Below are 25,959 nucleotides of genomic sequence, written 5' to 3'. Positions count from 1 at the left end.
GCCTCATTCAGATACGCTCCATCTTCGGCAGCCAGACGCGGATCAGCGAAAACAGGCGGTCCAGATCGATGGGCTTGGCCAGGTAATCGTTGGAACCCGCCTGCAGGCAGCGCTCCTGATCATCTTTCATGGCCTTGGCCGTGACGGCAATGATCGGCAACTTGCGCCAGCGCGGGTCCTTGCGAATCTCGATGGTCGCTTCAAAACCGTCCATTTCAGGCATCATCACGTCCATCAGGACCAGATCGATGTCTTCCACCTCATTAAGCCTGGCAATCGCCTCCAGACCGTTGCGGGCGATTTCCACCACCGCGCCTTTATGTTCAAGGGCACTGGTCAGGGCAAAGATGTTACGCACATCGTCGTCGACCACGAGGATCTTGCGCGCCTCGAAGACCTTGTCACGGCTACGCGCGGTCTTGAGCATCTTTTGCCGCTCGTTGGACAGTTGCGACTCGACCTTGTGCAGGAACAGCGTGACCTCATCGAGCAGCCGCTCAGGCGAACGCGCCCCCTTAATGATGATCGAGCGCGAATATTTCATCAGCTCGGCTTCTTCATCGCGGGTCATATTGCGGCCGGTATAGACGATCACCGGCGGGAAGGCACAGATGTCTTCCATCGACATGCGCTTGAGCAATTCATTGCCGAGCATGTCCGGCAGCTTCAGGTCGATGATCATGCAGTCGTAGACGTGATCGCGCAGCAGGTCCAGCGCCTCCTGGGCGAAGCCTACCGCAGTGATTTCAATATCATCGTCACCGATCAGGCGCGCGATGCTGTCACGCTGCAGGGCGTCATCCTCGACCAGCAGGATACGTTTGACCTTCTGCGTCAGCTTGGCTTCCAGCTTGGCGAACACGTCCTTGAGCTCTTCACGCGTGGTCGGCTTGACCGCGTAGCCAATCGCGCCCATATGCAAGGCGGCTTCCTGGCGATCTTCGACCGAGATCACATGCACGGGAATGTGCCGGGTGGGCGCCAGCTCCTTGAGACGCTGCAGCACGGTCAGGCCCGAATGGTCCGGCAGGCGCATGTCCAGCAGGATCGCATCCGGCGTATAGCGGGATGCCAGATTGAAGCCATCGTCGGCAGCATGCGCCACCAGACAGTCGTAGCCCAGTTCGTGGGCCAGATCGTAGAGAATCTGGGCGAATCGCACCTCGTCTTCGATCACCAGAATGCAGCGCCGCTGGAAAGGTGCCTTGTCGCGGTCGTCGGCAAATACCGGCACCGGCGTATCCATCGGCACGGGTGCCGGAACGGGCTGCGGTATGACCGGAAGCACAGGAGCATAAGGCTGCAGCGCAGCAGGCGCTGGCACGATTGGCAGATCGCTGCCCGGCTCGCGGTCGTCTTGCTCGACGTAATGCTCCGGCAGCACCAGGCTGAAAATACTGCCCTGCCCCGGTGCGCTGGTCACACTGATCGACCCGCCCAGCAATGCCGCCAGATCTCGTGAAATCGACAGCCCCAGTCCGGTACCGCCATAACGCCGGTTGGTGGTGCCATCTGCCTGACGAAACGCTTCGAAAATACCCTGCTGATGCTCCTCGGCGATACCGATGCCCGAATCACGCACGATGAACGCGATACCCGCGCCCGGCTGACGCGAAACGACCATGCTGACCGAGCCTGCTTCAGTGAACTTGATCGCGTTGGACAGCAGGTTCTTGAGGATCTGCTCAAGACGCTGGCGATCCGTGAACAGCATGGTGGGCGCACCGGCCTGGATGTCGACAGTAAACGCGAGTTTCTTCTCGGCGGCCAGCGGCTGGAAGAGCGTCCGCAGGCCTTCGACCAGTCGGGGGACGCTGCTGTTTTCCGGGCGCACTTCCAGCTTGCCGGCCTCGACCTTGGAAATATCCAGAATGTCGTTGATCAGATTCAGCAGGTCATTACCCGCCGAATAGATCGACTCGGCAAACTTGACCTGTTCGGCGGTGAGGTTTTCGCCCGGGTTCTCGGCCAGCAGTTTGGCGAGGATCAGCGAGCTGTTGAGCGGCGTGCGCAGCTCGTGGGACATGTTGGCGAGGAACTCGGACTTGTATTTGCTGGCGCGCTGCAGCTCGTCCGCCCGCGCCTGCAACTCGGCCTGAGCGATATTCAGTTCTTCGTTGTTGCGATCCAGCGCATCGCGCTGATCGGCCAGCGCCTGACTCTGATCGGCCAGTTGCTCGTTGGTTTGCTCCAGCTCGGCCTGCTGGGTCTCCAGGTGGGCCTGGGATTCCTTGAGGATGCGCGACTGCTCCTCCAGTTCCTCATTGGCGGTGCGCAGTTCTTCCTGCTGCACCTGCAGCTCTTCGTTGAGCTGCTGGGTCTCGGCCAGCACTTCCTGCAGACGCTGGCGATAACGGGCGGCTTCGATAGAGGTGCCGATATTGTCCGCCACCAGTTCAAGAAACTCGACATCCCGTTCGGTCAGGGTGCGCAGAAAGCCCAGTTCGATCACGCCGTTGACCTGATCGTCGTTGCTGGTCGGCACCACCACCACGCTGCGCGGTGAACCGTCGCCCAGGCCGGACGCAACCTTGAAGTAATTGTCCGGCAGCTCATCCAGCGTAATGATGCGGTCCTGCTGGGCGGCCTGCCCGACAATGCCTTCATCACTGTGAATGGTCTGATCCTGCTGCTCCTGTTCGCGGGAGAAGCCATACGAGGCGACTCGCGTAAGGCCGCCGTGGTCCTGGCGGATGTAGACCGCCGCCACCGACGCGCCCAGATGCTGGGTCAGAAACTGGAGAATATTGCGGCCCAGCATGTTCAGCGTCAGTTGCCCCAGGACCTGCTCGGCCAGCTCGCTCTGACCATTGCGCAGCCAGGCCACCTTCTGCAGGCGCTCGGCGTTGACTTCCTGAAGCCTGAGGTTTTCGCTGTAAGTATTCGACAGCGAGAGCAGATCCCTGCGGCCGATATAGGCCAGAATTGCGCTGACGATCACCACGAATATCAGATAAAGGCTGACGGAAAGAATCGTACTGCGCGTGACTTCCGCATTGCGGGTCAGGCGAAGTTGCTGCTCCATCTCCACGGCCTGATCATATTCGGTGCGGATCTGATCGGTGATGCGCTTGCCACGTCCGGCCAGCACCGGCGTCTGATAATCGCCGTTGGTGCGCCGTAACGTGATCATCTCCTGGGCGAACGCATTCCACTCCTGCTGCAGCGTGGACAGACGTCTGAACCGATCCAGTTGCGTGGGGTTGTCGTCTACCAGTTTCTCAAGCCCCTGCAGCTCGGCGAGCAACAGCGGCTTGGCGACCTCATAGGGGTCGAGAAAATGCTGATCACCCGTCAGCAGAAAACCGCGCATGCCGGTTTCCATGTCTATCGACAGTTTCATTGAGCGGTTGGTGTTGTTGATTACCCGGTCAGTGTGCTCGACCCACTGTATTGCAGTGAGCAGATAACTGATCAGCAAAATGAAGAAAACTGCGCTCAGTACACCGACACCCAATGGCAAGCCAACGTTACGACCCAGCAATTTTCGAAAGCGTTGTTCATCGACAACAGACGTCCGATTCATGAAATATCCCTGACGAGTGGATCAAAACCGTAGAGTTTGCCGTAAACCTACGAAAAACACTCTTATTTCCGACATAGAGGATTGAAATTTCACACATAAATGGGCGATAAGCTCACGCCTGTATTCATTAATGACGCCAACCCGTGATTCGCCCTCGCGATTTACGGTATTTGTGCCTCGATTGAACTTCCACCCGGTTTTTATTTACTGATACAAGGACTGTATCAACAGCCGACAGGCCCTCGCTCGGTTACCCTGAGTCGACGGGAAAGGATGCGCAAAATTCCACACTGTCTGCGCTATCGCCATTATTCAGGTTTAAGGAGTCAACCATGCCCGACACAGCCCGCACCATTCTCGTGGTCGAAGACGACGCCATAGTGCGCATGCTGATTGTCGACGTGCTCGAAGAGCTGGAATACAAGGTACTGGAAGCCGAGGACGCCACGTCGGCACTGGCCTTTGTTGCAGACGATTCCAATCACATCGACCTGCTGATGACTGACCAGGGGCTGCCTGATATGAAGGGCACCGCACTGGCCAAGAAGGTCATCGAACTTCGCCCGCAATTGCCGGTGCTGTTCGCCAGCGGTTACTCCGAAAATATCGACGTGCCGCCAGGCATGCACTCGATCGGCAAGCCGTTCTCCATCGACCAGTTGCGTGACAAGGTAAAAAGCATTCTTGGAAACAGCCTTGACTGACATCGACGCTGCCCTCAACAGCACTGAAAAGCCTGCCAGCACCCGCTTATTGATCATCGGCTACGTATGGCCAGAGCCGCGTTCCTCGGCTGCCAGCGGGCACATGATGCAATTGATTCAATGCTTTCTGGAGCAGGACTGGCAGATCACCTTTGCCAGCCCTGCCACCGAAGGCGAGCACCGCGCCGATCTGCTCGGTCTGGGCATCCGCGAAGTGCATATCGCGCTCAACGACAGCAGTTTTGACGTATTTGTCAGCGAATTGCAGCCTGACGTCGTGCTCTTCGATCAGTTCATGATCGAGGAACAGTTCGGCTGGCGCGTCGAGCAGCAGTGTCCCGACGCACTACGCATTCTGGAAACGTCGGATTTCCAGAGCCTGCGCCACGCACGCCATCAGTTGTTGAAGGATTTGCTGAATAGCGATTGCGCCGAGGCCGGACCGTGCAGCGCCGACGTTTCAGCGCCGCAGCTTTTCCGGCAGATCGCATCCAGTGATCTGGCGCAGCGCGAAATTGCTTCGTTGTATCGCTGCGACCTCAACCTGATGACGTCGGATGTCGAAGTCGCCCTGTTGAGCGGCCCTTTCGGCCTGCCCGCCGTGCTGCTGCACTGGTGTCCGCTGATGATCGACGGCGCGCCCGACAGCTTCCGGCCTTTTGCACAGCGTGCGCACTTCCTCAGCATCGGCAACTTCCGCCATGCGCCCAACTGGGATGCGGTGCTGTGGATGAAAACCGCTATCTGGCCGCTGATTCGTCAGCAACTGCCTGACGCTCAGTTGCACATCTACGGTGCCTATACGCCACCCAAGGCCTCGGCGCTGCACAATGCCTCGCAGGGCTTTCATGTGAAGCACTGGGCCGAGGATGCGCTGGAGGTCATGTCCAATGCGCGAGTGTGCCTCGCGCCATTGCGCTTCGGCGCCGGCATCAAGGGCAAGCTGATGGACGCGATGCTCTGCGGAACGCCGTCAGTCACGACGCCGGTGGGTGCGGAGGCCATGAGCGGCGGGCTGCCGTGGCCCGGCATCATTGCCGACACCCCTGCGGAAATCGCGGGCGCTGCGGTCAGGCTGTATCAGGACCAGAACCTCTGGCTTGAAGCGCAACAAGCGGGTCAGGCGTTACTGCAGGCGCGCTTTCAGCATCGGCAGCACTGTGCGAGCCTGATCGAACGCATCGACACCCTTCGCAACGGACTGGCGGAGCATCGTCTGGCGAACTTCACCGGCGCCATGCTGCGGCACCATCACCACAAGAGCACCAAATACATGGCGCAGTGGATCGAAGCGAAGAATCGCAACAAGGATGAAAAACCGGCTTAAGCTCAATGAGAAAAGTCGGCGAGCGAAGGTCAGGCAAGGCAAAAACAGGCGAGGAACGGCCGGGGTCGCGTTCGACTCTACGGTTTGTAAATGAGCATTCCGATCGGACTCGCGCACGAGCCTGTTTTTAACGCAGCATCACCGAGCGCAGCCACTTTTCCTGCAGAGCCTAGGCCGGTTTGCGCAGCAAATAGGTATCCATGATCCACCCCTTGCGCTCGCGTGCCTCGCTGCGCAGGCGCTTGATCTTCTCGCAGACATCATCGAGCCGGCCGGCCACCAGTATTTCGTCCGGCGTGCCCAGGTACGCGCCCCAATAGATGTCCAGCCCCTGCCCCGTATAACGCTCGAATGTGCAGTGCGCGTCGAGCATCACCACGACGTTGCCGGGCTGCTGCAGCGGAGCTGTCGCCATGCGTCGGCCGGTGGTGATATGAATCGACTCGCCGATGCGATTGAGCGGGATCCGGTGCCGCGCGACCAGGCTCTGGACGCTGGTTATGCCGGGAATCACCTGATACTCGAAAGCCTCCTTACCCCGCGCCAGAACCTGGTCAAGGATGCGCATCGTACTGTCGTAGAGCGAGGGGTCGCCCCAGACCAGAAACGCGCCGACCTGATCCACGCCAAGCTCATCGGTCAACAACCGCTCGAAGAGTATTGCGCGCTGTTCGTGCCAGCCCTCGATGCCGCGCTTGTAGGCCTGCGGATCATCTTCACGCCGAGGATCCTGGACTTGCACCAGACGGTAGCGTTCATGAGTGATGTAGCGCTGACAGAGCTCTTTGCGCAGCCTCAGCAACTGATCGTCGACATAGCCCTTGTCAAGGATGAAGATCACCTCTGCACGGTTCAGGGCCGCAACGGCCTGCAGGGTGATCTGCTCGGGATCCCCGGCCCCCATGCCGATCAGCAGGATCTGTTTCATCGGTCAACGCCTCCACTGGCAGAGGCCCGATCGTAGGCGATTTTTGCCAATGACCGGGCATTGAACTGGAAAATCAGGCACATTACTCTTCTGGCAACGGATGAACATGACATCGCCAATGAATAAAACAACAAGAATTGCCGACCCTTCCTACGAATTGATGGACGACCACAACGGTCTGTCGATCATCTACCGCGAGCATGGTTTCCCCTGCCCGCTGGTGCGCTGGCATTTCCACAAGGAATATGAACTGCACCTGATCGTCGCCAGCTCCGGCAAGGTATTTGTCGGTGATTACATCGGCAACTTCAATCCTGCCAGCCTGTTCCTTACCGGCCCCAACCTGCCGCATAACTGGATCAGCCAGATCGACGACGGCGAAGAGGTGCCCAAGCGCGACATGCTGGTCAACTTTACCGATGAGCTGCTGGAAAGTGGCAATCAGGTGTTTGCCGAACTCAAGACCCTGACACCGCTACTGGAGCGCGCCCGCTACGGCATCGAATTTCGCTGCAAACGCACAATTCGTCAGGCGATGAAGCAAATGCAGAAAATCGCCGACTCGCGAGGCATCACTCGCCTGGGTCACTTCTTCATCCTGCTCGAGCTGCTGGCCGCCAGCGAAGATTACCAGTTGCTGTCGGGCACGGCGGTTGCCCATACAGCGGACGAGCACAGCGTGGATCGCACCAACCGGGCGGTGGATTATATCTTCGCCCACTATGGCCGCGAGCTGCCGCTGGAGGAAGTCGCCGAGTATCTGGGCATGAAACCGACCTATTTTTCCCGGGTGTTCAAACAGGCTACGGGGCGCTGCTTCGTGGAGTTCGTCAATCGTCTGCGCATCAGCAAATCGTGCGAACTGCTCGCCGACGGCGACAAACCGGTCACCGATGTGTGCTTCGAGTCCGGATTCAACAATATTTCCAACTTCAATCGGCGTTTTCAGCAACTCAAAGGCATGACCCCGTCGCACTACCGTCGCCTCGCCGTTCAGCGTCTGACCGAACAAAACCTGTACTGATTTGCCCCGCCCTCGCCCTCATCGTCTACGCTGGAGTTGCGCCGAAGCCGCCCTATGGGCGATTCGGCGCTGTTGTCTTTTCGCACCCGAGTGCAAAAAAGTATCAGTCAGAGTGCGGCGCAGGATTTGTCTTTCAGACCGAACGCCGGTGTAATCAATGCACATCTTCCTCACCTCCGGAAGAGAAAAAAACAATAACCATCCTTCTACAGTCCTTTGGGCGTGGAAGAGGAGTGATCAATGAAGAACTCAGCAAAACTTCTGCTCGCCAGTTCCGTCCTCAGTACCTGTTTCGTGTTCAGTGGCAGTGCCACAGCGGGGACCGTGACCATCGCCACGGTCAACAACAGCGACATGATTCGCATGCAACGCCTCTCCAAGACCTTCGAAGAACAGCACCCCGACATCAAGCTCAACTGGGTCGTGCTGGAAGAGAACGTCCTGCGTCAACGCCTGACCACTGACATCGCCACCAAGGGCGGCCAGTTCGACGTGCTGACCATCGGCATGTACGAAGCCTCACTCTGGGGTCAGAAAGGCTGGTTGCAGGAAATGAAAGACCTGCCTGCCAGTTACACGCTGGACGATGTGTTCCCTTCCGTGCGCGACGGCCTGTCGGTAGACGGCAAACTGTTCGCCCTGCCGTTCTATGCTGAAGCCTCGATCACCTACTACCGCACCGACCTGTTCAAGGCCGCCGGCCTGACCATGCCCGAGCGCCCTACCTGGACCCAGATCGCCGAGTTCGCCGGCAAACTGACCGACAAGTCCAAGGAACAGTACGGCCTCTGCCTGCGCGGCAAGGCTGGCTGGGGCGAGAACATGGCACTGATCACGACGCTGGCCAACGCCTATGGCGGACGCTGGTTCGACGAGCAGTGGACGCCACAGTTCGATCAGCCCGAGTGGAAGAATGCGCTGAATTTCTACGTCAACACCATGAAGCAGTCCGGGCCGCCGGGCGCCTCCAGCAACGGCTTCAACGAGAACCTTGCGCTGTTCAACAGCGGCAAATGCGCCATCTGGGTCGACGCCAGCGTGGCCGGTTCGTTCGTCACCGACAAGAAGCAGAGCAAAGTGGCCGACAGCGTCGGCTTCACCTACGCCCCGCACGAAGTGACCGACAAGGGCTCGTCGTGGCTGTACTCGTGGTCGCTGGCGATCCCGACCAGCGCCAAGAACACCAAGGACGCTGCCGAGTTCACCCAGTGGGCCACCTCGAAAGAGTACGCCAAACTGGTCGCTGATACCGACGGCGTGTCCAACGTACCGCCAGGCACCCGCGCCTCGACCTACACCGACGAGTACAAAAAGGCTGCACCGTTTGCCAACATCACGCTTGAGTCTTTGAAGAAGGCCGATCCCAAGTCGCCAACCCTCAAACCCGTGCCTTACGTCGGCATTCAACTGGTGACCATTCCCGAGTTCCAGGCCATCGGCACCAGCGTCGGTCAGCAGTTCTCTGCTGCGCTCATAGGCCAGTCCACCGTGGATGAAGCCTTGCAGAATGCGCAAACCGCTACCGCGCGCGACATGAAACGAGCGGGTTACCCGAAAAAGTAACCGTCACGCACCAGGGCGAAAGCCGATGCTTTCGCCCTGCCGCTCAACTGCGCAACAACTCTGGTGCAATCCGGTTCGGAGCTCCCCATGAATACCTCAGCCTCCCCTGAACGCACGGACCTGTCCGGCGAACAGCAACCGCTCAAAAGCCGTCGATTCAAGCCGGGCTGGTTTCTGGTCAGTCCTTCCGTGGCGCTTCTGCTGGTGTGGATGATCGTGCCGCTGGGCATGACCATTTACTTCTCGCTGATCCGCTACAACCTGCTTTCTCCTGGCGAAAACGAATTCGTCGGTCTGGAAAACTTCCAGTATTTCGTGACCGACAGCGGCTTCTTGCCGGGTGCCGGCAATACATTACTGCTGGTCGGCAGTGTGCTGGCGATCAGTGTGATCCTCGGCGTGCTGATTTCGGCACTGCTGGAAGCCAGTGAGTTTTTCGGTCGCGGCATCGTCCGTGTGCTGTTGATCTCGCCGTTCTTCATCATGCCCACGGTCAGCGCGCTGATCTGGAAAAACCTGATCTTTCATCCGGTGTCCGGCGTACTCGCAGCGGTGTGGAAGTTCTTCGGCGCCGAACCGATTGACTGGTTCGCCCATTACCCGATGCTGTCGATCATCATCATTGTGTCCTGGCAATGGCTGCCGTTCGCCATTCTGATCCTGATGACCGCCATGCAGTCGCTCGACCAGGAGCAGAAGGAAGCAGCGCGGCTGGACGGCGCCGGTCCGCTGGCTATCTTCTGGCACCTGACCCTGCCGCATCTGGCGCGTCCGATCGCCGTGGTGGTGATGATCGAAACGATCTTCCTGCTTTCGGTATTCGCTGAAATCTTTACCACGACCAACGGCGGGCCGGGCTTTGCCTCGACCAACCTGGCTTACCTGATCTACATCCAGGCGCTGCTGCAGTTCGACGTCGGCATGGCCTCGGCGGGCGGGCTGATTGCCGTGGTCATAGCCAACATCGCGGCGATCATCCTGATCCGGATGATCGGCAAAAACCTCACCGACAAGTCATGAGGACCTTGCCATGATGACCCTCAAACAATCACGCCGTCTGCAAAGCCTGCTGCTCGGGGCCCTGTCCTGGATCATCGCTGCGCTGGTGTTCTTTCCGATCTTCTGGATGGTCCTGACCAGCTTCAAGACCGAGATCGATGCATTCGCGACACCGCCACAGCTGTTCTTCACCCCGACGCTGGAAAACTACCTGCATATTCAGGAGCGCAGCGATTACTTCCATTTTGCCTGGAACTCGGTGCTGATTTCTTTCAGCGCCACGGTGCTGGCCATGCTGATCGCGATTCCTGCGGCGTATTCCATGGCGTTTTTCGAGACCAAGCGCACCAAGAGCACACTGCTGTGGATGCTCTCGACCAAGATGCTGCCGCCGGTGGGCGTGCTGATGCCGATCTATCTGCTGGCCAAGACCTTTGGCCTGCTCGATTCGCGGCTGGCGCTGATCATCATCTACACGCTGATCAACCTGCCGATCGTGGTCTGGATGATTTACACCTACTTCAAGGATATCCCCGGCGAGATCCTTGAGGCCTCGCGGCTGGACGGAGCCAGCACCCGCCAGGAGATCTTTCGCGTGCTGATGCCGATCTGCAAGGGCGGCCTGGCTTCCACCGCGTTGCTGTCGCTGATCCTGTGCTGGAACGAAGCATTCTGGTCGCTGAACCTCACCTCGTCCGCCGCAGCGCCGTTGACTGCCTTGATCGCTTCCTACTCCAGCCCTGAAGGGTTGTTCTGGGCCAAGCTGTCAGCGGTATCGACCCTGGCGTGTGCGCCCATTCTGATTTTCGGCTGGATCAGTCAGAAACAACTGGTTCGCGGCCTGTCGTTCGGCGCTGTGAAATAGCCCGGCCCAAAGAACAAGAAGGAGTCAAACATGGCTAACCTGAGCATCCGCAATCTGCAAAAAGGCTTTGACGGTCACCAGATCATCAAGGGTATCGACCTGGATGTGAAAGACCGCGAGTTCGTGGTCTTCGTCGGGCCTTCGGGCTGCGGCAAATCCACCCTGCTGCGGCTGATCGCCGGGCTTGAAGAAGTGACGTCGGGAACCATCGAACTCGATGGCCGGGACATCACGCAGGTCACCCCGGCCAAGCGCGACCTGGCCATGGTGTTCCAGACCTATGCGCTGTATCCGCACATGACCGTCGGCAAGAACCTGTCGTTTGCGCTGGACCTGGCGGGCGGTGACAAGGCCGAGATCAAGAAGAAGGTCGATGAAGCCGCACGCATTCTGGAGCTCGGGCCGCTGTTGGAGCGCAAGCCAAAGCAGCTGTCCGGCGGGCAACGCCAGCGTGTCGCGATTGGCCGGGCCATCGTACGCAACCCGAAGATTTTCCTGTTCGACGAGCCGCTGTCCAACCTCGACGCCGCACTGCGCGTACAGACCCGCCTGGAATTGTCGCGCCTGCATAAAGAGCTGCAGGCCACCATGATCTACGTGACGCACGATCAGGTGGAAGCCATGACCCTGGCCGACAAGGTTGTCGTCCTCAACGGCGGCAAGGTCGAGCAGGTCGGCTCGCCGCTCGAGCTGTACCACCACCCGGCCAACCTGTTCGTTGCCGGCTTCCTCGGCACACCGAAAATGGGCTTCCTCAAGGGCACGATCAGCCGGCTGGACAGCACCAGTTGCGAAGTCGAACTGGATGCCGGCACGCGTATCAGCCTGCCGGTCAATGGCGCAGGACAAAGCGTCGGCGCTGCGGTAACGCTGGGCATCCGCCCGGAACACCTGAACCTTGCCCAGGGCGACGATTGCCAGTTGCAGGTGATTGCCGACGTCAGCGAACGTCTTGGCAGCGATACCTACTGTCACGTGCGCACCCGTTCGGGCGAGGCGCTGACCATGCGTATTCGTGGTGACCTGGCCAGCCAGTACGGCGAGACGCTGAACCTGCATCTCGACAGTGCCCAATGCCACCTGTTCGACGCTCAAGGTCTGGTGATTGCCAAAACCTTGCAGACCGCCGCAGCCTGAGTTCCGGAGAGCCCGTCATGAAGCTGAACAAAAACAATCTGTCCCAACTGGGCGCCGACATCGCCCTGCCCGCCTACACCGTCGAAAACACTCGCCAGGGCATTGCCCACATCGGCGTCGGCGGCTTCCACCGGGCGCATCAGGCGTTTTACACCGATGCGCTGATGAACAGCGGCGAAGGCTTTGAATGGAGCATCTGCGGCGTGGGCCTGCGTCCTGAGGACAAGGCCGTGCGCGATGCACTGGCGCAACAGGACTACCTGTACACCCTGTATGAACTGGGTGACACACCCAACACCCAAACCCGCATCATTGCCTCGATCAGCGGCATGCTGCTGGCCGAAGACAGCCCGCAGGCGCTGATCGATAAACTGGCCAGTCCGGACATCCGCATCGTCTCGCTGACCATCACCGAAGGCGGTTACTGCATCGACGACAGCAACGATCAGTTCATGGACCATCTGCCGCAGATCCAGCACGACCTGGCGAACCCGGATCAGCCAAAGACGGTATTCGGCTTCCTTTGCGCCGCACTGGCTCGACGCCGCGCGCAAGGCACACCGGCCTTCACCCTGATGTCCTGCGATAACCTGCCACACAACGGCGCAGTGACACGCAAGGCATTGCTGGCATTTGCCACGTTGCGCGATGCCGATCTGCATGACTGGATCAAGAAAAACGTCAGCTTTCCCAACGCGATGGTGGATCGCATCACGCCGATGACCAGCGCAGCCCACCGTCTGCAACTGGCCGACGACAAACACATCGACGACGCCTGGCCGGTGGTCTGCGAACCGTTCGTGCAGTGGGTGCTGGAAGACAAGTTCGTCAATGGTCGCCCGGCGTGGGAGAACGTCGGCGTGCAGTTCACCGATGACGTGACGCCCTATGAAGAGATGAAGATCAAACTGCTCAACGGCAGTCATCTTGCACTGACCTACCTGGGCTTCCTCAAGGGTTATCGTTTTGTACACGAAACCATGAATGACCCGCTGTTCGTGAGCTATATCCGCACCTACATGGACCTGGACGTGACCCCGCAACTGGCGTCGGTGCCAGGTATCGACCTGGAAGGTTACAAAGACACCCTGATCGAGCGCTTCTCCAATCAGGCGATTGCCGATCAGCTGGAACGGGTCTGTTCGGACGGATCGTCGAAATTTCCCAAGTTCACCATTCCGACGATCAATCGTCTGATTCTGGACGAAGGCAACCTTGCGCGCGCTTCACTGGTGGTCGCCGCGTGGGCGCTCTATCTGAAGGGTGTCGACGAGAACGGCGCGACCTACAAAATCCCTGACCCGCGGGCCGAGTTCTGTCAGGCGCTGGTGGCTGATGACGCGCTCATTACTGAGCGCTTGTTGGGAGTGGAAGAAATCTTTGGCTCGGCCATTCCGCAATCGGAAGCATTCGTGGCGGCATTCGAGCAGAACCTCGATGATCTGCGCAAACTGGGTGTGAGTGGCACACTGGAAAAACTTTTGGTTGCCAAGGCCTGAGGGACTTCCCATGTTTCTTGGAATCGATTGCGGGACCCAGGGCACCAAGGTGTTGGTGCTCGATACCGAAAGCGGCACCGTACTGGGCGAAGGCTCGGCGCCGCACAGCCTGATCAGCGACCATAACGGCCGCCGTGAACAGGACGTACAGCAATGGCTGGACGCGCTGCAACAGGCGACCCGCGATGCACTCGCAGCGGCGGGCATTTCCGGCCAGCAGATTCAGGGCATCGGCGTCTCGGGCCAGCAACATGGCCTGGTGCTGCTCGATGCCCACGGCCAGGTACTGCGCCCGGCCAAGCTGTGGTGCGACACCGAGTCGGCACCGGAAAACCAGCGCCTGCTGGACTATCTTGGTGGCGCGCAGGGTTCACTGCAACGCCTTGGCCTGGTCATCGCCCCAGGTTATACCGTGTCCAAGCTGTTGTGGACCAAGGAGCAATACCCGGATCTGTTCGAGCGGATCGACAAGGTGCTGCTGCCCCACGACTACCTCAACTATTGGCTGACCGGCCGCTGCTGCACCGAGTTTGGCGACGCATCGGGCACCGGCTATTTCAACGTGCGCACTCGCGAGTGGGACCTGCCATTGCTCGCGCACATCGACCCGAGCGGTCGTCTGGGCAAGGCACTTCCACAGCAGTTGCAAGCCCACGAATCGGTGGGCGTACTGCGTCCTGAAGTCGCCACACTGTTGGGCCTGAACCCTGACGCTCTGGTCTCCAGTGGCGGCGGCGACAACATGATGGGCGCGATCGGCACAGGCAATATCCAGCCGGGGTTGATCACCATGAGCCTCGGCTCTTCGGGCACGGTGTATGCCTACGCCGAGGAGCCGCGGGTCAGCGAGCATGAGTCGGTCGCGACTTTCTGCTCATCCTCCGGCGGCTGGTTGCCGCTGATCTGCACGATGAACCTGACCAACGCGACGACCGCCATTCGCGAGTTGTTCACCCTCGACATCGCCGGCTTCAACCAGGCAGTCGCCCAGGCGCCGATCGGTGCCGAAGGCGTACTGATGCTGCCCTTTCTGAACGGCGAACGCGTGCCCGCCCTGCCCGATGCGACCGGCAGCATCGTCGGGCTGGACAGCACCAATCTGACCCAGGCCAACCTGTCTCGTGCGGTAGTCGAAGGCACTACCTTCGGCCTTCGCTACGGGCTGGACCTGTTGCGCGACAGCGGCATAAAAAGCGAAAAGATCCGTCTGATCGGTGGTGGCTCCAAAAGTGCCGTGTGGCGGCAGATCGTGGCCGACATCATGAACACCCCGGTGATCTGCACCGACCACTCGGAAGCCGCTGCGCTGGGCGCTGCCATTCAGGCAGCCTGGTGCTGGTCGCGCGCCAACGGCAAGGCTCAGGACCTGCAGCAACTGTGCGAACGCTGCGTGAGTCTCGACCAAGGCAGTGAGACGCATCCTGTGGTGCATAATGTGGCCGCCTATCAGCAGGTCTATCAGCGTTATCAGGCGCAATTGCGCAAGGTTTGAAGCGTTTTTTCATGGAGCACTTATGTTTCTGGTTTGTGGCGAAGCACTGTTCGATATTTTCACCCGTGCGGATGACAGCGGTTCCCTGAACAGATTGGGGTTCGATGCGATTGCCGGCGGCTCTCCGTTCAACGTTGCGATTGGCCTGCGCCGTCTGGGCGTGGACGCAAGCTTCCTTGCCGGGCTGTCCACCGATTACCTGGGCCGCCGTCTGCGTGCCGTGCTGGAAAAGGAAACGGTCAATACCGACCACCTGATCGACTTCGACGCGCCTACCACTCTGGCCATGGTCGCCGTGGGCAGCGATGGATCGCCAACTTACAGCTTTCGAGGCGACGGCTGCGCAGACCGCCAGTTGCGCCTGGAACACTTGCCGGAACTCGACGGGCAGGTACGCGGCATTCACGTCGGCTCGTTTTCACTGGTGGTGCAGCCGATTGCCGACACGCTGTTGGCGCTGGTCGCCCGTGAAATCAGCACACGGCTGATCTCGCTGGACCCCAACGTGCGCCTCAACCCGGCACCGGACATTCAGCGCTGGCGCAGCCAGGTCGCAGCGTTCGCCGAGCATGCGCACCTGATCAAGGTCAGCGACGAAGACCTGCACCTGCTGTACCCGGACAGCGATCCACAAAAGATCGCCGAAGGCTGGCTCGGCAAGCGTACGCAATTGGTCATCGTCACTCGCGGCACGCAAGGTGCCAGCGTCTTCACCCGCCAGCACGGCACTTGGTCGGTGCCGGCAAGAACCGTGGTCACCGCCGATACCGTCGGGGCTGGAGATACTTTTCAGGCTGCGCTGCTGACCTTCCTCAGTGAACGCCAGCTCGACACGCCACAAGGCTTGTCGACGCTGTCACGGGAAACACTGGACGAGATGCTGAATTTCGCCGTCGGCGCGGCCGCGCTGACCTGCACAAAGGTCGGGCCGGACTTGCCGTACAGGCATCAATTGGGGTGAGAAGGCTTAAACGCTACCTCCATACACCCGCATCAACTGCGGTGTATGGACGGTAGTCTTCGTGAGCAAGCTCACTCCCACCCATTAAATGCATGTCTGAAGGGAGAAAGTATCGATACTTAACTCCATCGGAAAGCATTCCCTAGGTGGGAGTGAGCCGGGCGACGCTTCGCTTGTTCACGAAAAGGTCATCAAAGTCGCCGAACAAACATCAAGCCACCATACCGGCCTTGATGCCTCTGATGCGGGTGTTGATGTCATCAGCAACGTCGTTCTGCTTGTCCTTGAGCGCGTCCTGCACCTTCTGGTCAATCGCCAGTTGGTCCTGAGGTGCCATGGCGTCATAGTCTTTCTGGGTAATACCCGTCAGCTTTTCGCGCACTTTCTCTTCGGCTGTCTGCTTCAGAGAGTCCATGAATTTCTGTTGTACCGAATCCGTCGATGCGGTGTCAGTGGTGCTGGTGGTGCCAGCCACTGAACCGATGACACCGTTGTCACGGTCAGCCGTCTTTTCCGACAGTGACGTATCACCGGCGGACTTCAGGTTGATCATCATCCGTGCAAAGGATTCGTTGTAACCGCTGTTTTCCTGCTTGCTGTCTTGCGATGTCGAACTGCTGGTCTGCGCGGTAACCGGTGCCGAACCTGATGCCAGGCCAGCGGCAGCGACCGAGCTGAAGGCGTCCTGGGACACCTCGTCTACGGTCTTGCGCCCGACAACAGCCCGGGAAACAAGCTGCTCAAGCGCACTCGTGCCAATAATCATCTCTCACCTCCTGATGAACCTGTTGCGCAGGTTCACCAGCAAGTCCAGTGCCAACTGCCTTATAAATCCATAACCTTTTGATTTTACGAGCTTAAATAAAATCCGGACAAATCGACCGCGTCAAAGAACGGATACAGCCTGCCGTATGCGGCAAGCACTGGCCGAGCGTCAGCCTGCAGCACGGCCGGTGTTGATAGTCAGCAGCTCAATCGGCAACGGCTCGGAAAAGTAGTAGCCCTGCGCCTGCGTGGCGCCGATCTCGCGCAGCAGCTCAAGCGTTTCAAGGTCTTCGACACCTTCGGCCACCACGGTCAGATCGAGGGATTCGGCCATGCGCACAATGGCACGCACGATGGCGCGGCTGCGCACACTGGAGGCCAGGCCGAAGATAAACGACTTGTCGATTTTCAATCCGCTGAAGTGGTATTGATGCACGTAGCTGAGCGAAGAGAAGCCCGCGCCGAAATCGTCGAGCATGACCGACATACCCTGCTCGGCCAGGAGCTTCATCGACAGGCGTGCCTGCTCGGGATCGGCCACCAGTGCGCCCTCGGTGAGCTCCAGACACAGACGTTGAGGCGCAACATTGTGCTCGGCAAGCAACGCCAGCACTTCCGCAGCGAATGCCGGACGGGTGATGCTGTAACTCGAACAGTTCACATGCACGGGTGGCCAATGACCGTTCTCGGGTTGCGCCAGAATGGAAACCACACGCTTGAGCATGTAAAAGTCCAGCCGGCCAATCAGGCGCAGTCCCTCGAGCGCCGGCAGAAAGCTCTCTGGCCCGACGATTCGTCCATCCGGCATGCACCAGCGGATCAGCGCCTCGAACGCCAGCAATTTTCCGCTATTGACGCAGATCACCGGCTGAAAATAAGGAATCAACTGATCCGTACGTTTCAGCGCCGTGCGCAACGCACCTTCCTGCTCGACCTGGTCCGACACCTCGCGGCGCAACGCCTGATTGAACACCGCGAAGCTGTCCCGCCCACCGTTCTTGACCCGGTACATGGCGGTATCGGCATCGCGCAGCAGGTCAGCCGGTTCCTGATGGAAGCGGCTGTCGGCGCCCACCACACCGATGCTGCAGGAAGAGAAGACCGTGTGATCATCGATCACGAACGGCTGCTCGAACGCCGTCAGTATTCGCTGGGCGATCTCCGTCCCGGTCTGCAACGGCGTGTCGATGCTCAACACGGCGAACTCGTCGCCACCCAGCCGCGCCAGCAGGTCCCGTTCGCGCATGCAATTGCGCAGGCGCTCGGCGGCCTGCACCAGAAGGATGTCGCCGCAGTGATGACCCAGGCTGTCATTGATCATCTTGAAGCGATCCAGATCGATGAACATCACGATCACTTGCTGGCCATTGCTGCAGAAGTCTTGCCAGGCCTGCCTCAGCCGATGTTGCAAATGGCTGCGATTGGGCAGCCCGGTGAGTGAGTCATGGGAGTTTTCGTGCTGCAGCCTGGCGTTGGCCCGGTCCAGCTCACGGGTCCTGTCTCGAACCCTGGCTTCAAGCAGAACATTGGCGGTATGGATCGCTTCTGCCGCGCTGCGCCGGGACAGTGCCGTATCGATGTGGCGAGAAACAAAGGTGAGCAGCTCCTGATCGCGCAAGGTATAGCTCACGTCCTTGGAATAACTCTGCACCACCAGCACGCCGCGAACCTGTCCGCCGTCGAACAGCGGAATACCCAGCCATGAAGAGCAACGACCGGATTGTCGCTGTACCTCGATCTCGCCAAGGCCTTCCAGCCTGCGAGCTTCCTCGTAATCGATCAGGCACGGTCGCCGCTGGCCTATCACATACTCGGTAAACCCCCGCTGCCCGCGTCGTGAGCGCGGCGGCGCGGGCTTGAACTCGTCAATGTAGTACGGAAAGGTCACTTCGCCCGTCGCACTGTCGTAAAGCGCGATGTAGAAATTGAGCGCCACCAGCAACTCGCCGACGATCATGTGCAGGCTGCGAAAAAGCTCGTTCATGTCACCGGGCTGACTGGAAAGCTCGGCAATCTGGAACAACGCATTCTGCAGATGCTCGGCGCGCTCGCGATCCCTGACTTCCTGACGCAACGCATCGTTGGCTGCAGAAAGCTGTTGCGTGCGCAGGGCCACTACCTGCTCGAGGTCCGTCCGGTGTAGCTGGCGGTCCAGTGCCATGGCCACATGGCGCGACACGACGGCGAACAATGCCCTATCCTGAGCACTGTAGACACGAGACACGTCATAAACCTGCATCGCGACCATGCCAAAGACTTCGTCCGATGCATTTTTCAAGGGCGCGCCCATCCAGAACTCGGGCAGACGTCCGACGCAGTAGAACCGGTTTTCGGCCTTGGCCAGCTCGATACAGGCGGCATCGAGAAACAACGGCTGCCCGCTGCTCAACACATATCCGGTGAGCGACATTCGATCAGCGTCGATAAACTCGAACGTCTCGTGTGCCATCGCTTCGTCATCGAAGCGGTCAATGTAATAAGGATAGGTGATCTTGCCGCTTTGCCGGTCATACAGCGCAACGTAGAAGTTCTCGGCATCGATCAGGGTCCCGAGTTGCTCATGAACGCCTTGCAGAAAAGCACCGCGGTCCAGCGTAGTGCTGGCCAGCAGGCTGATTTCATACAGAACCCGCTGGGTGTTCTGCGCCCGGATCAACGCCGCGGTCTGCAACAGCGAGCCCAGCCTGACCGCCAGATCCAACAGCAATGGGTGGTCTTTTTCAGCCATCGGTACCAACACCCAACCCAGCACGCCCTCGCCCTGCCCCGCGACCCGGCAATGCAGCTGCAATTGAGTGCAATACGTCTCGAAGTCTTCAGCGGCGATGTGTGCAGGCCAGACAACGGTGTCGTCGCCCTGCCCGAGCAGGCATTTCAACTCGCCGGCGGCGTATGCAGCCCAGGCAATGGCGCCTGTCTGCTCCCTTGCGGCGCTGATGAGTGCTTCGATGGAGGCGTGACAGGAGAATCGGTCTCGGTTAGCCGTCAACGCGCTCCCGGGAGTGCGTGAGGTGCAGGCTACGCTTGGGCAAAGGCCCGTGGCCAGAAGTGATACTGTCATGGAAGCATCCAGATGCATGAGCCGACGGCGGTCATCCTTAAAACCATGACCAAAGATTACAAGCGTGACAGGGCATTGTTGCAAAGTTCATACCTTTTTGGCAGATCCTTCGGCTTCCCGATGATGCTTGTGTGACGCGGGGCACTACATGGCAGCCCCATGGGTCAGATTCAGGTGCATTGCCGTACAGCAAGGTCATTGAGCGAGCCTCGGCTATGCTGTCGTACGGCGTTACACTTATCCCCATTGAACAGGTGACAGTAATGGTCAAGACATACAGCTACGCAGCGCAATCGGCTCAGGACACACTCAAGCCCCATCAATTCGAACGTCGCTCGCCCGGCGCTGACGATGTTCAGATCGACATCCTTTACTGCGGCGTGTGCCACTCCGATCTGCATACTGCGCGCAATGAGTGGCACAACACACTCTATCCTTCTGTTCCGGGTCACGAAATCGTCGGCCGGGTCACGGCGGTCGGCTCCGACGTCAAGCAATTCAAGGTCGGCGACCTGGCTGGCGTCGGCTGCATGGTCGACAGTTGCCAGCAATGTGCATCGTGTGCCGAGGGCGACGAGCAATACTGCGAGAGCGGCTTCACCGGCACCTACAATGGCCCGGTGTTTGGCGGCGAGAACACTTTCGGCGGCTACTCCGACAAGATCGTGGTCAAGGAAAAGTTCGTCTTGCGCATCTCTCATGATGCCAACCTGGCTGCCGTCGCGCCGCTGTTGTGCGCAGGTATCACCACCTATTCCCCATTGCGCCACTGGAAGGTCGGCCCGGGCAAGAAAGTCGGCATCGTCGGGCTTGGCGGTCTCGGCCACATGGGCGTCAAGATCGCCCACGCCATGGGTGCCCATGTGGTGCTGTTCACGACCTCCCCCAATAAGCGCGAAGATGGCTTGCGTCTGGGCGCCGACGAAGTGGTGGTATCCAAGGACGCGGCACAGATGGCTGCTCAGGCCAACAGCCTGGACTTTATCCTCAACACGGTTGCAGCGCCGCATGATCTGGACGCCTTTCTGTCTCTTCTCAAGCGCGACGGCACCATGATACTGGTCGGCGCGCCGGCAGAGCCGCATCCGTCGCCTGCGGTGTTCAACCTGATCTTCAAGCGTCGCAGCCTGGCTGGCTCGTTGATCGGGGGCATTCAGGAAACCCAGGAAATGCTGGACTTCTGCGCCGACCACGGCATCGTTTCCGACATCGAAATGATCAACATGCAGGACATCAACGAGGCTTACGAGCGAATGCTCAAGGGCGACGTCAAGTATCGCTTCGTCATCGACATGGACAGCCTCAAGCAGGAAGCGGCTGCCGACTCGAACGCTGCCTGATGCGCATCTGGCAGCCAAGGACGGCTGCAATTTGACATGCCGTACGTCGCCCCCGGTGAACCGATCGCCGCCAATCGCCCACTGATGTCCATACTCTAGTGCAGCAACCGGGTTGCAGATATCGACAACCCGCCTGCTGTGCGACTCGATCTGGCTGTTTCACGCTACGGCCTGAGCGGCGCCCCGCCAAAATGAACTATTTATTACATTTTGGTGACTACTACTGACAGTCGTTGAGTCTCAAGTTCACGCAGTCCTTGCAGATACTCATGTCAACGGACGTTTAACAGGTGAACGGATTATGAAACAACGCGCGACAGTCATCTGCAAACGTGACGGCCAGGTCCTTTACGTGCGCAAACCGAAATCCCGCTGGGCATTGCCCGGTGGCAAGATTGAAGCGGGTGAAACGCCCTTCCAGGCCGCAGTGCGTGAACTGTGCGAAGAAACCGGGCTAGCCGACCTTGATCTTCTGTACCTCGATGTATATGAGAAGGATCAAGTGGCCCATTACGTTTTCACTGCCCAGGTCCCAGCCTCCAGCGAGCCATCGCCGCAGAACGAAATTGCCGCCTGCAAATGGCTTGCGCCGCAGAAACTTGGTGACCTGAAAGCCAGCAGTGCGACCAAAACCATCGTCAAGTCATATGCCAACGAGTCCGAAGGCGTTTCCGGTGCCCGGAGCCACGTTACAGGGTAATCGGGACAATCGGGTTGAACGGTATGGCCTGATGCTGTTCTGAAACAGCAGACGGTTCATTACTTTCTTCCCCGTCTCAGGAGACCCCTATGACTCAGACCGCCCTGGTTGTTGGCGCAAGTGGCATTGTCGGCAGTGCAATCACACAGTTGTTACTGGACAACGATTGGCAGGTTGCCGCCCTCTCCCGTAGCCCGTCAGCGCGGCCCGGCGTGATCCCGGTAGCTGCAGACCTGCAGAACCCGGAGTCCGTGCGTGCGGCTCTGGCTGATGTGAAGCCCACCCACGTGTTCATCACTACATGGTCGCGTCAGGCCACTGAAGCAGAAAACATCCGCGTCAACGCTGCAATGGTGCGTAACGTGCTGGACGCTGTGCGGCCCGCTGGCAGTGTCAAGCATGTTGCGCTGGTGACCGGCCTCAAGCATTACCTCGGCCCGTTCGAAGCGTATGGCAAAGGCACCCTGCCGCAAACGCCGTTCAGGGAATCGCAGGCGCGCCTGGATATCGAAAACTTCTACTACGCCCAGGAAGACGAAGTCTTCGCTGCCGCCGAGAAGGATGGCTTTACCTGGAGCGTCCATCGCCCGCACACCGTGACCGGTGTCGCCGTCGGCAACGCGATGAACATGGCGACGACCCTGGCCGTCTACGCCTCGATCTGTAAAGCCACCGGCCGACCTTTCGTATTCCCGGGCTCACGCGTGCAGTGGGACAGCCTGACCGACATGACCGATGCGCGGCAGCTGGCCCGTCAGCAACTGTGGGCCGCGACCACACCTGCAGCCGCCAATCAGGCGTTCAACATCACCAACGGCGATGTGTTCCGCTGGAGCTGGATGTGGGGACAGATCGCCGAATACTTCGGCCTGCAGCCAGCCGATTTCCCCAGCGAGCCAGCCCCGCTGGAAACGCAGATGGCCAACGATCAGGCGGTCTGGGATGACATCGTTCGCGAGCATCAGCTCAAGGAAAGTGACATCAACCGCCTGATTTCGCCATGGCACAGCGATGCCGACCTCGGCCGTCCGATTGAAGTTGTCACTGACATGTCGAAGAGCCGCAAACTGGGCTTCACGGCGTTCCAGGCCAGTGACGATGCGTTCTTCGACGTGTTTGAAAAGCTGCGTCGTGACCGCCTGATTCCCTGAGGCAACTTGCCCTCTCGTGCCAATGCTCGCGTTGGCACGAGAGCCGGCACTGGCTGCGGGTAAAGCGAGCACAACAAAAAAGGGTCAACCTCTCGGTTGACCCTTTTTTTACCGCCCAGCAGAGCGGATTTTGTTTGGTAGGCGCGATTGGACTCGAACCAACGACCCCCACCATGTCAAGGTGGTGCTCTAACCAACTGAGCTACGTGCCTGCTGTGGGTCGGCATTCTACGGATATTCGATTGCCTGTCAAACGCTTTTTTGCAGTAACTCTCTGAATACGTGAATTTTTTAAGGCTCCTGCCAGTGATCACGCGCCATCGGATTCCTTTCGTCTTTCCAGCACGCTGATCGAGCGGCCTTCTTGTGTTCACGCACCTTTCCAAACCTTACCTAGCACATTTACCAGTATCACTCATCATCCGGCCGCAATAGCCTTGCTAGCGTCATAGGCGTCGAACTATGCGTTACTCAGGAGAAAAATCATGGACGATGAAGTGTCCGCACTGGTGGTTGATAACGGCTCAGGCTCGGTTCAGAGCAACAATGAAAGCAAATCAGCCTCCGCAGACGGGGCCGCTATCACGAATCGCTATGCAAGAGTGGGAAGTGACGGGATCGTCATTATCATTCAAAACATCCCGGGCCCGCCCCCGACGCCTGACTGGAAACCGTGCAAGGCCGATACTAAAGAGGGCTCAAAGTACTGACACATGAACATTGTCGATGACAGCGTCCAATCTACTGCCTGCTGAAATCCAGACAGAGCGCCTGTTGATTCGCGTTGCAAAGCCAGGTGACGGCATCGTGTTCAATCAGGCTGTTGCCGAATCGGCCGAGCATTTGCAGAAATGGTTGGCCTGGGCAACGCCGACTCCTGGTATCGATCAGTCCGAACTGATCTGCCGCCATGCCTACGCCCGGTTCCTCCTGAATGAGGATCTCAGGGCGCTTCTATTTCTGAAAAACAACGGCGCATTAGTAGGAAGCAGCGGCTTGCATAACGCCAACTGGCAGTTGCGAAGCTTTGAAGTAGGCTATTGGGGCAGAACTCAATACCTTGGCGCCGGCCTGATAAGTGAGGGCGTTGCAGCATTGGTCAGCTATGCGCTGGACAACTTGATGGCTAATCGCGTGTTTCTGACAATGGATGAAAGAAACCTGGCGAGCCAGAAACTCGCCGAGCGGGTCGGATTTGAGTACGAAGGCACGCTTAGACAGGATCGCATGAGCATTCAGGGAGGACTGCGCAACACACGCGTCTACTCGATCATTGGCAACTGACAGCAAAACAAAAAGGGCCAGCCTCTCGGCTGACCCTTTTGATACCGCCCAGCAGAGCGGATTTTGTCTGGTAGGCGCGATTGGACTCGAACCAACGACCCCCACCATGTCAAGGTGGTGCTCTAACCAACTGAGCTACGTGCCTGCTGTGGGTCGGCATTCTACGGATATGCGAATGCCTGTCAATCTGTTTTTTTGCTAACCCTATGAAATACAGCGTTTTTTGCCAATCGACAGACAAGGGCTCTTTTGGCCTGCTGCTGGCAGAGCTTTTATATCTCGGGTACGATTGCCGCCATCGTCAAGAATATTAAACGGAGTCTCAGGATGGCAAACACGCCCTACCCGCAGTCCTATTATGCGGCTTCAGCCAATGCGGCCCCGGAACGTCCGGCGCTGCAGGGTGAAGTCGAAACTGACGTGTGTGTCATCGGAGCCGGTTACACAGGTTTGTCCAGCGCGCTGTTCCTGCTGGAAAACGGATTTCGGGTCACGGTGCTGGAAGCGGCCAAGGTCGGCTTCGGCGCATCGGGGCGTAATGGCGGGCAGATCGTCAACAGCTACAGCCGCGACATCGATGTCATCGAGCGAACCGTGGGGCCACGCCAGGCACAGTTGCTCGGGCAGATGGCCTTCGAAGGCGCCTCCATCATTCGCGATCGGGTTTCCCGTTACGGCATTCAGTGCGACCTGAAAGATGGCGGTGTATTCGCAGCGCTGACCAGCAAGCAACTGGCGCATCTCGAAGCCCAGCAGCGGCTTTGGGAGCGCTACGGGCATACCGGCCTCGAGCTGATGGACAAGCGCCGGATCAATGAAGTCGTGGCTTGTGACCAGTACATCGGCGGGTTGCTGGACATGACCGGCGGGCATATTCATCCCCTCAATCTGGCGCTGGGTGAGGCGGCGGCCGTTGAAACACTGGGTGGCACCATTTATGAGCAATCAGCGGCGATTCGTATCGAGCGCGGGGCAAACCCTGTGGTGCATACGGCGCAAGGCAGGGTCCGGGCCAAGTTCATTATCGTGGCCGGCAATGCCTACCTGGGCAATCTGGTCCCGGAGCTGGCGGCCAAGTCGATGCCGTGCGGTACTCAGGTCATCACCACCGAGCCATTGAGCGATGAACTGGCAAAAACCCTTCTGCCGCAGGATTACTGCGTCGAAGACTGTAATTACCTGCTGGATTACTACCGCCTCAGCGCCGACAAGCGCCTGATCTTCGGCGGCGGTGTGGTATACGGCGCCAGAGATCCCGCCAATATCGAAGCCATTATCCGGCCGAAAATGCTTAAGGCATTCCCGCAGCTCAAGAACGTGAAGATCGACTACGCGTGGACCGGCAACTTCCTGCTGACCCTGTCTCGCCTGCCCCAGGTTGGACGACTGGGCGACAACATTTATTACTCGCAGGGCTGCAGCGGACACGGTGTGACCTACACCCACCTGGCCGGCAAGGTGCTGGCCGAGGCGCTGCGCGGTCAGGCAGAGCGCTTTGATGCGTTCGCCGACCTGCCCCACTACCCGTTCCCCGGCGGCCAGGTGCTGCGCACCCCGCTGACTGCGCTGGGCGCGTGGTATTACAGCCTGCGTGACCGACTCGGTTTCTAGGTTCGCTGAACGTAAAACGGCA

20 protein-coding genes and 2 tRNA genes are annotated in these 25,959 nt (G+C 59.0%); 16 read left to right on the top strand and 6 right to left on the bottom strand.

Annotated features, from left to right (window positions below):
* Nucleotides 1–7: 7 nt before the first annotated feature.
* Entirely contained in the window at nt 8–3,526 is a 3,519-nt protein-coding gene (locus LIX91_RS07275) for a response regulator (RefSeq protein WP_103695531.1), read from the bottom strand.
* Between the two features lie 332 nt (nt 3,527–3,858).
* Between LIX91_RS07275 and LIX91_RS07270 the strand changes: the two genes are divergently transcribed.
* The gene (locus tag LIX91_RS07270) at nt 3,859–4,230 is read left to right on the top strand and encodes a response regulator (RefSeq protein WP_003410234.1); all 372 of its coding nucleotides are present in this window, start codon (nt 3,859–3,861) and stop codon (nt 4,228–4,230) included.
* Complete coding sequence (locus LIX91_RS07265; RefSeq protein WP_181017036.1) at nt 4,223–5,557, top strand: glycosyltransferase; 1,335 nt, start codon at nt 4,223–4,225, stop codon at nt 5,555–5,557. The genes LIX91_RS07270 and LIX91_RS07265 overlap by 8 nt, the downstream gene beginning before the upstream one ends.
* 169 nt (nt 5,558–5,726) lie before the next feature.
* Here LIX91_RS07265 and cobF read toward each other — a convergent pair whose 3' ends face one another.
* A complete protein-coding gene (gene cobF, locus LIX91_RS07260; protein WP_226488249.1) occupies nt 5,727–6,485 on the bottom strand; it encodes a precorrin-6A synthase (deacetylating) in 759 nt (252 codons plus the stop codon).
* Nucleotides 6,486–6,603: 118 nt separating this feature from the next.
* Between cobF and LIX91_RS07255 the strand changes: the two genes are divergently transcribed.
* The 8 genes from LIX91_RS07255 to LIX91_RS07220 all read left to right on the top strand — a co-directional run bounded on the left by LIX91_RS07255 (nt 6,604) and on the right by LIX91_RS07220 (nt 16,025).
* Nucleotides 6,604–7,509, top strand: coding sequence for an AraC family transcriptional regulator (locus LIX91_RS07255; RefSeq protein ID WP_032702878.1), 906 nt, complete (start codon nt 6,604–6,606; stop codon nt 7,507–7,509).
* 240 nt (nt 7,510–7,749) lie between these two features.
* Complete coding sequence (locus LIX91_RS07250; RefSeq protein WP_226488248.1) at nt 7,750–9,072, top strand: ABC transporter substrate-binding protein; 1,323 nt, start codon at nt 7,750–7,752, stop codon at nt 9,070–9,072.
* Nucleotides 9,073–9,159: 87 nt separating this feature from the next.
* The gene (locus LIX91_RS07245) at nt 9,160–10,092 is read left to right on the top strand and encodes a carbohydrate ABC transporter permease (protein WP_003318051.1); all 933 of its coding nucleotides are present in this window, start codon (nt 9,160–9,162) and stop codon (nt 10,090–10,092) included.
* A gap of 10 nt (nt 10,093–10,102) precedes the next feature.
* A complete protein-coding gene (locus tag LIX91_RS07240; protein ID WP_003347187.1) occupies nt 10,103–10,936 on the top strand; it encodes a carbohydrate ABC transporter permease in 834 nt (277 codons plus the stop codon).
* A gap of 30 nt (nt 10,937–10,966) precedes the next feature.
* A complete protein-coding gene (locus LIX91_RS07235; RefSeq protein WP_003416442.1) occupies nt 10,967–12,073 on the top strand; it encodes an ABC transporter ATP-binding protein in 1,107 nt (368 codons plus the stop codon).
* 17 nt (nt 12,074–12,090) lie between these two features.
* On the top strand, nt 12,091–13,572 hold the full coding sequence (locus LIX91_RS07230; RefSeq protein ID WP_226488247.1) for a mannitol dehydrogenase family protein: 1,482 nt from the start codon (nt 12,091–12,093) through the stop codon (nt 13,570–13,572).
* Between the two features lie 10 nt (nt 13,573–13,582).
* Nucleotides 13,583–15,064, top strand: coding sequence for a xylulokinase (gene xylB / locus LIX91_RS07225; protein WP_226488246.1), 1,482 nt, complete (start codon nt 13,583–13,585; stop codon nt 15,062–15,064).
* A gap of 22 nt (nt 15,065–15,086) precedes the next feature.
* Nucleotides 15,087–16,025: a carbohydrate kinase family protein gene (locus tag LIX91_RS07220; RefSeq protein ID WP_226488245.1), complete on the top strand. Its 939-nt coding sequence runs from the start codon at nt 15,087–15,089 to the stop codon at nt 16,023–16,025.
* Nucleotides 16,026–16,236: 211 nt separating this feature from the next.
* Here LIX91_RS07220 and LIX91_RS07215 read toward each other — a convergent pair whose 3' ends face one another.
* Nucleotides 16,237–16,791 (bottom strand): hypothetical protein, encoded by a 555-nt coding sequence (locus tag LIX91_RS07215; protein WP_226488244.1) that lies wholly within the window; start codon nt 16,789–16,791, stop codon nt 16,237–16,239.
* 168 nt (nt 16,792–16,959) lie between these two features.
* Nucleotides 16,960–19,869, bottom strand: coding sequence for an EAL domain-containing protein (locus LIX91_RS07210; RefSeq protein ID WP_046271400.1), 2,910 nt, complete (start codon nt 19,867–19,869; stop codon nt 16,960–16,962).
* A gap of 245 nt (nt 19,870–20,114) precedes the next feature.
* On the opposite strand from LIX91_RS07210, the gene LIX91_RS07205 reads away from it, so the two are divergent.
* From LIX91_RS07205 to LIX91_RS07195, 3 genes are all read left to right on the top strand, one after another.
* Entirely contained in the window at nt 20,115–21,191 is a 1,077-nt protein-coding gene (locus tag LIX91_RS07205; protein WP_226488243.1) for an NAD(P)-dependent alcohol dehydrogenase, read from the top strand.
* Nucleotides 21,192–21,492: 301 nt separating this feature from the next.
* Nucleotides 21,493–21,891, top strand: a complete 399-nt coding sequence (locus tag LIX91_RS07200; RefSeq protein WP_003347204.1) for an NUDIX hydrolase — start codon at nt 21,493–21,495, stop codon at nt 21,889–21,891.
* Between the two features lie 89 nt (nt 21,892–21,980).
* Nucleotides 21,981–23,042 (top strand): SDR family oxidoreductase, encoded by a 1,062-nt coding sequence (locus tag LIX91_RS07195; RefSeq protein ID WP_003410201.1) that lies wholly within the window; start codon nt 21,981–21,983, stop codon nt 23,040–23,042.
* Between the two features lie 135 nt (nt 23,043–23,177).
* On the opposite strand, the gene LIX91_RS07190 is transcribed toward LIX91_RS07195, so the two are convergent.
* A tRNA-Val gene (locus LIX91_RS07190) sits at nt 23,178–23,254 on the bottom strand.
* A gap of 273 nt (nt 23,255–23,527) precedes the next feature.
* Here LIX91_RS07190 and LIX91_RS07185 point away from each other — a divergent pair.
* Together LIX91_RS07185 and LIX91_RS07180 are read left to right on the top strand one after the other, a co-directional pair.
* The gene (locus LIX91_RS07185; protein ID WP_003402841.1) at nt 23,528–23,752 is read left to right on the top strand and encodes a hypothetical protein; all 225 of its coding nucleotides are present in this window, start codon (nt 23,528–23,530) and stop codon (nt 23,750–23,752) included.
* 16 nt (nt 23,753–23,768) lie between these two features.
* Nucleotides 23,769–24,326: a GNAT family N-acetyltransferase gene (locus tag LIX91_RS07180; RefSeq protein WP_226488242.1), complete on the top strand. Its 558-nt coding sequence runs from the start codon at nt 23,769–23,771 to the stop codon at nt 24,324–24,326.
* 68 nt (nt 24,327–24,394) lie between these two features.
* Here the strand turns inward: LIX91_RS07180 and LIX91_RS07175 are convergent.
* Nucleotides 24,395–24,471, bottom strand: a tRNA-Val gene (locus tag LIX91_RS07175).
* Nucleotides 24,472–24,653: 182 nt separating this feature from the next.
* Here LIX91_RS07175 and LIX91_RS07170 point away from each other — a divergent pair.
* Nucleotides 24,654–25,937: an NAD(P)/FAD-dependent oxidoreductase gene (locus LIX91_RS07170; protein ID WP_003416423.1), complete on the top strand. Its 1,284-nt coding sequence runs from the start codon at nt 24,654–24,656 to the stop codon at nt 25,935–25,937.
* Nucleotides 25,938–25,959: the final 22 nt, after the last annotated feature.

This window comes from Pseudomonas sp. B20 (assembly GCF_020515755.1).
Classification (GTDB): domain Bacteria; phylum Pseudomonadota; class Gammaproteobacteria; order Pseudomonadales; family Pseudomonadaceae; genus Aquipseudomonas; species Aquipseudomonas syringae.
Note: the sequence above shows the minus strand (reverse complement) of the source record. Positions and strands in the feature narration are given on the sequence as shown.

Bases quoted from the DNA above. Each gene is read 5' to 3' on its own strand.
- LIX91_RS07270 (WP_003410234.1), top strand. From the start codon at position 3,859: ATGCCCGACACAGCCCGCACCATTCTCGTGGTCGAAGACGACGCCATA.
- LIX91_RS07255 (WP_032702878.1), top strand. From the start codon at position 6,604: ATGAATAAAACAACAAGAATTGCCGACCCTTCCTACGAATTGATGGAC.
- LIX91_RS07195 (WP_003410201.1), top strand. From the start codon at position 21,981: ATGACTCAGACCGCCCTGGTTGTTGGCGCAAGTGGCATTGTCGGCAGT.
- LIX91_RS07180 (WP_226488242.1), top strand. From the start codon at position 23,769: ATGACAGCGTCCAATCTACTGCCTGCTGAAATCCAGACAGAGCGCCTG.
- LIX91_RS07245 (WP_003318051.1), top strand. From the start codon at position 9,160: ATGAATACCTCAGCCTCCCCTGAACGCACGGACCTGTCCGGCGAACAG.
- LIX91_RS07215 (WP_226488244.1), bottom strand. From the start codon at position 16,791: ATGATTATTGGCACGAGTGCGCTTGAGCAGCTTGTTTCCCGGGCTGTT.
- LIX91_RS07230 (WP_226488247.1), top strand. From the start codon at position 12,091: ATGAAGCTGAACAAAAACAATCTGTCCCAACTGGGCGCCGACATCGCC.
- LIX91_RS07220 (WP_226488245.1), top strand. From the start codon at position 15,087: ATGTTTCTGGTTTGTGGCGAAGCACTGTTCGATATTTTCACCCGTGCG.
- xylB (WP_226488246.1), top strand. From the start codon at position 13,583: ATGTTTCTTGGAATCGATTGCGGGACCCAGGGCACCAAGGTGTTGGTG.
- LIX91_RS07250 (WP_226488248.1), top strand. From the start codon at position 7,750: ATGAAGAACTCAGCAAAACTTCTGCTCGCCAGTTCCGTCCTCAGTACC.
- LIX91_RS07210 (WP_046271400.1), bottom strand. From the start codon at position 19,869: ATGCATCTGGATGCTTCCATGACAGTATCACTTCTGGCCACGGGCCTT.
- cobF (WP_226488249.1), bottom strand. From the start codon at position 6,485: ATGAAACAGATCCTGCTGATCGGCATGGGGGCCGGGGATCCCGAGCAG.
- LIX91_RS07235 (WP_003416442.1), top strand. From the start codon at position 10,967: ATGGCTAACCTGAGCATCCGCAATCTGCAAAAAGGCTTTGACGGTCAC.
- LIX91_RS07275 (WP_103695531.1), bottom strand. From the start codon at position 3,526: ATGAATCGGACGTCTGTTGTCGATGAACAACGCTTTCGAAAATTGCTG.
- LIX91_RS07170 (WP_003416423.1), top strand. From the start codon at position 24,654: ATGGCAAACACGCCCTACCCGCAGTCCTATTATGCGGCTTCAGCCAAT.
- LIX91_RS07185 (WP_003402841.1), top strand. From the start codon at position 23,528: ATGGACGATGAAGTGTCCGCACTGGTGGTTGATAACGGCTCAGGCTCG.
- LIX91_RS07240 (WP_003347187.1), top strand. From the start codon at position 10,103: ATGATGACCCTCAAACAATCACGCCGTCTGCAAAGCCTGCTGCTCGGG.
- LIX91_RS07200 (WP_003347204.1), top strand. From the start codon at position 21,493: ATGAAACAACGCGCGACAGTCATCTGCAAACGTGACGGCCAGGTCCTT.
- LIX91_RS07205 (WP_226488243.1), top strand. From the start codon at position 20,115: ATGGTCAAGACATACAGCTACGCAGCGCAATCGGCTCAGGACACACTC.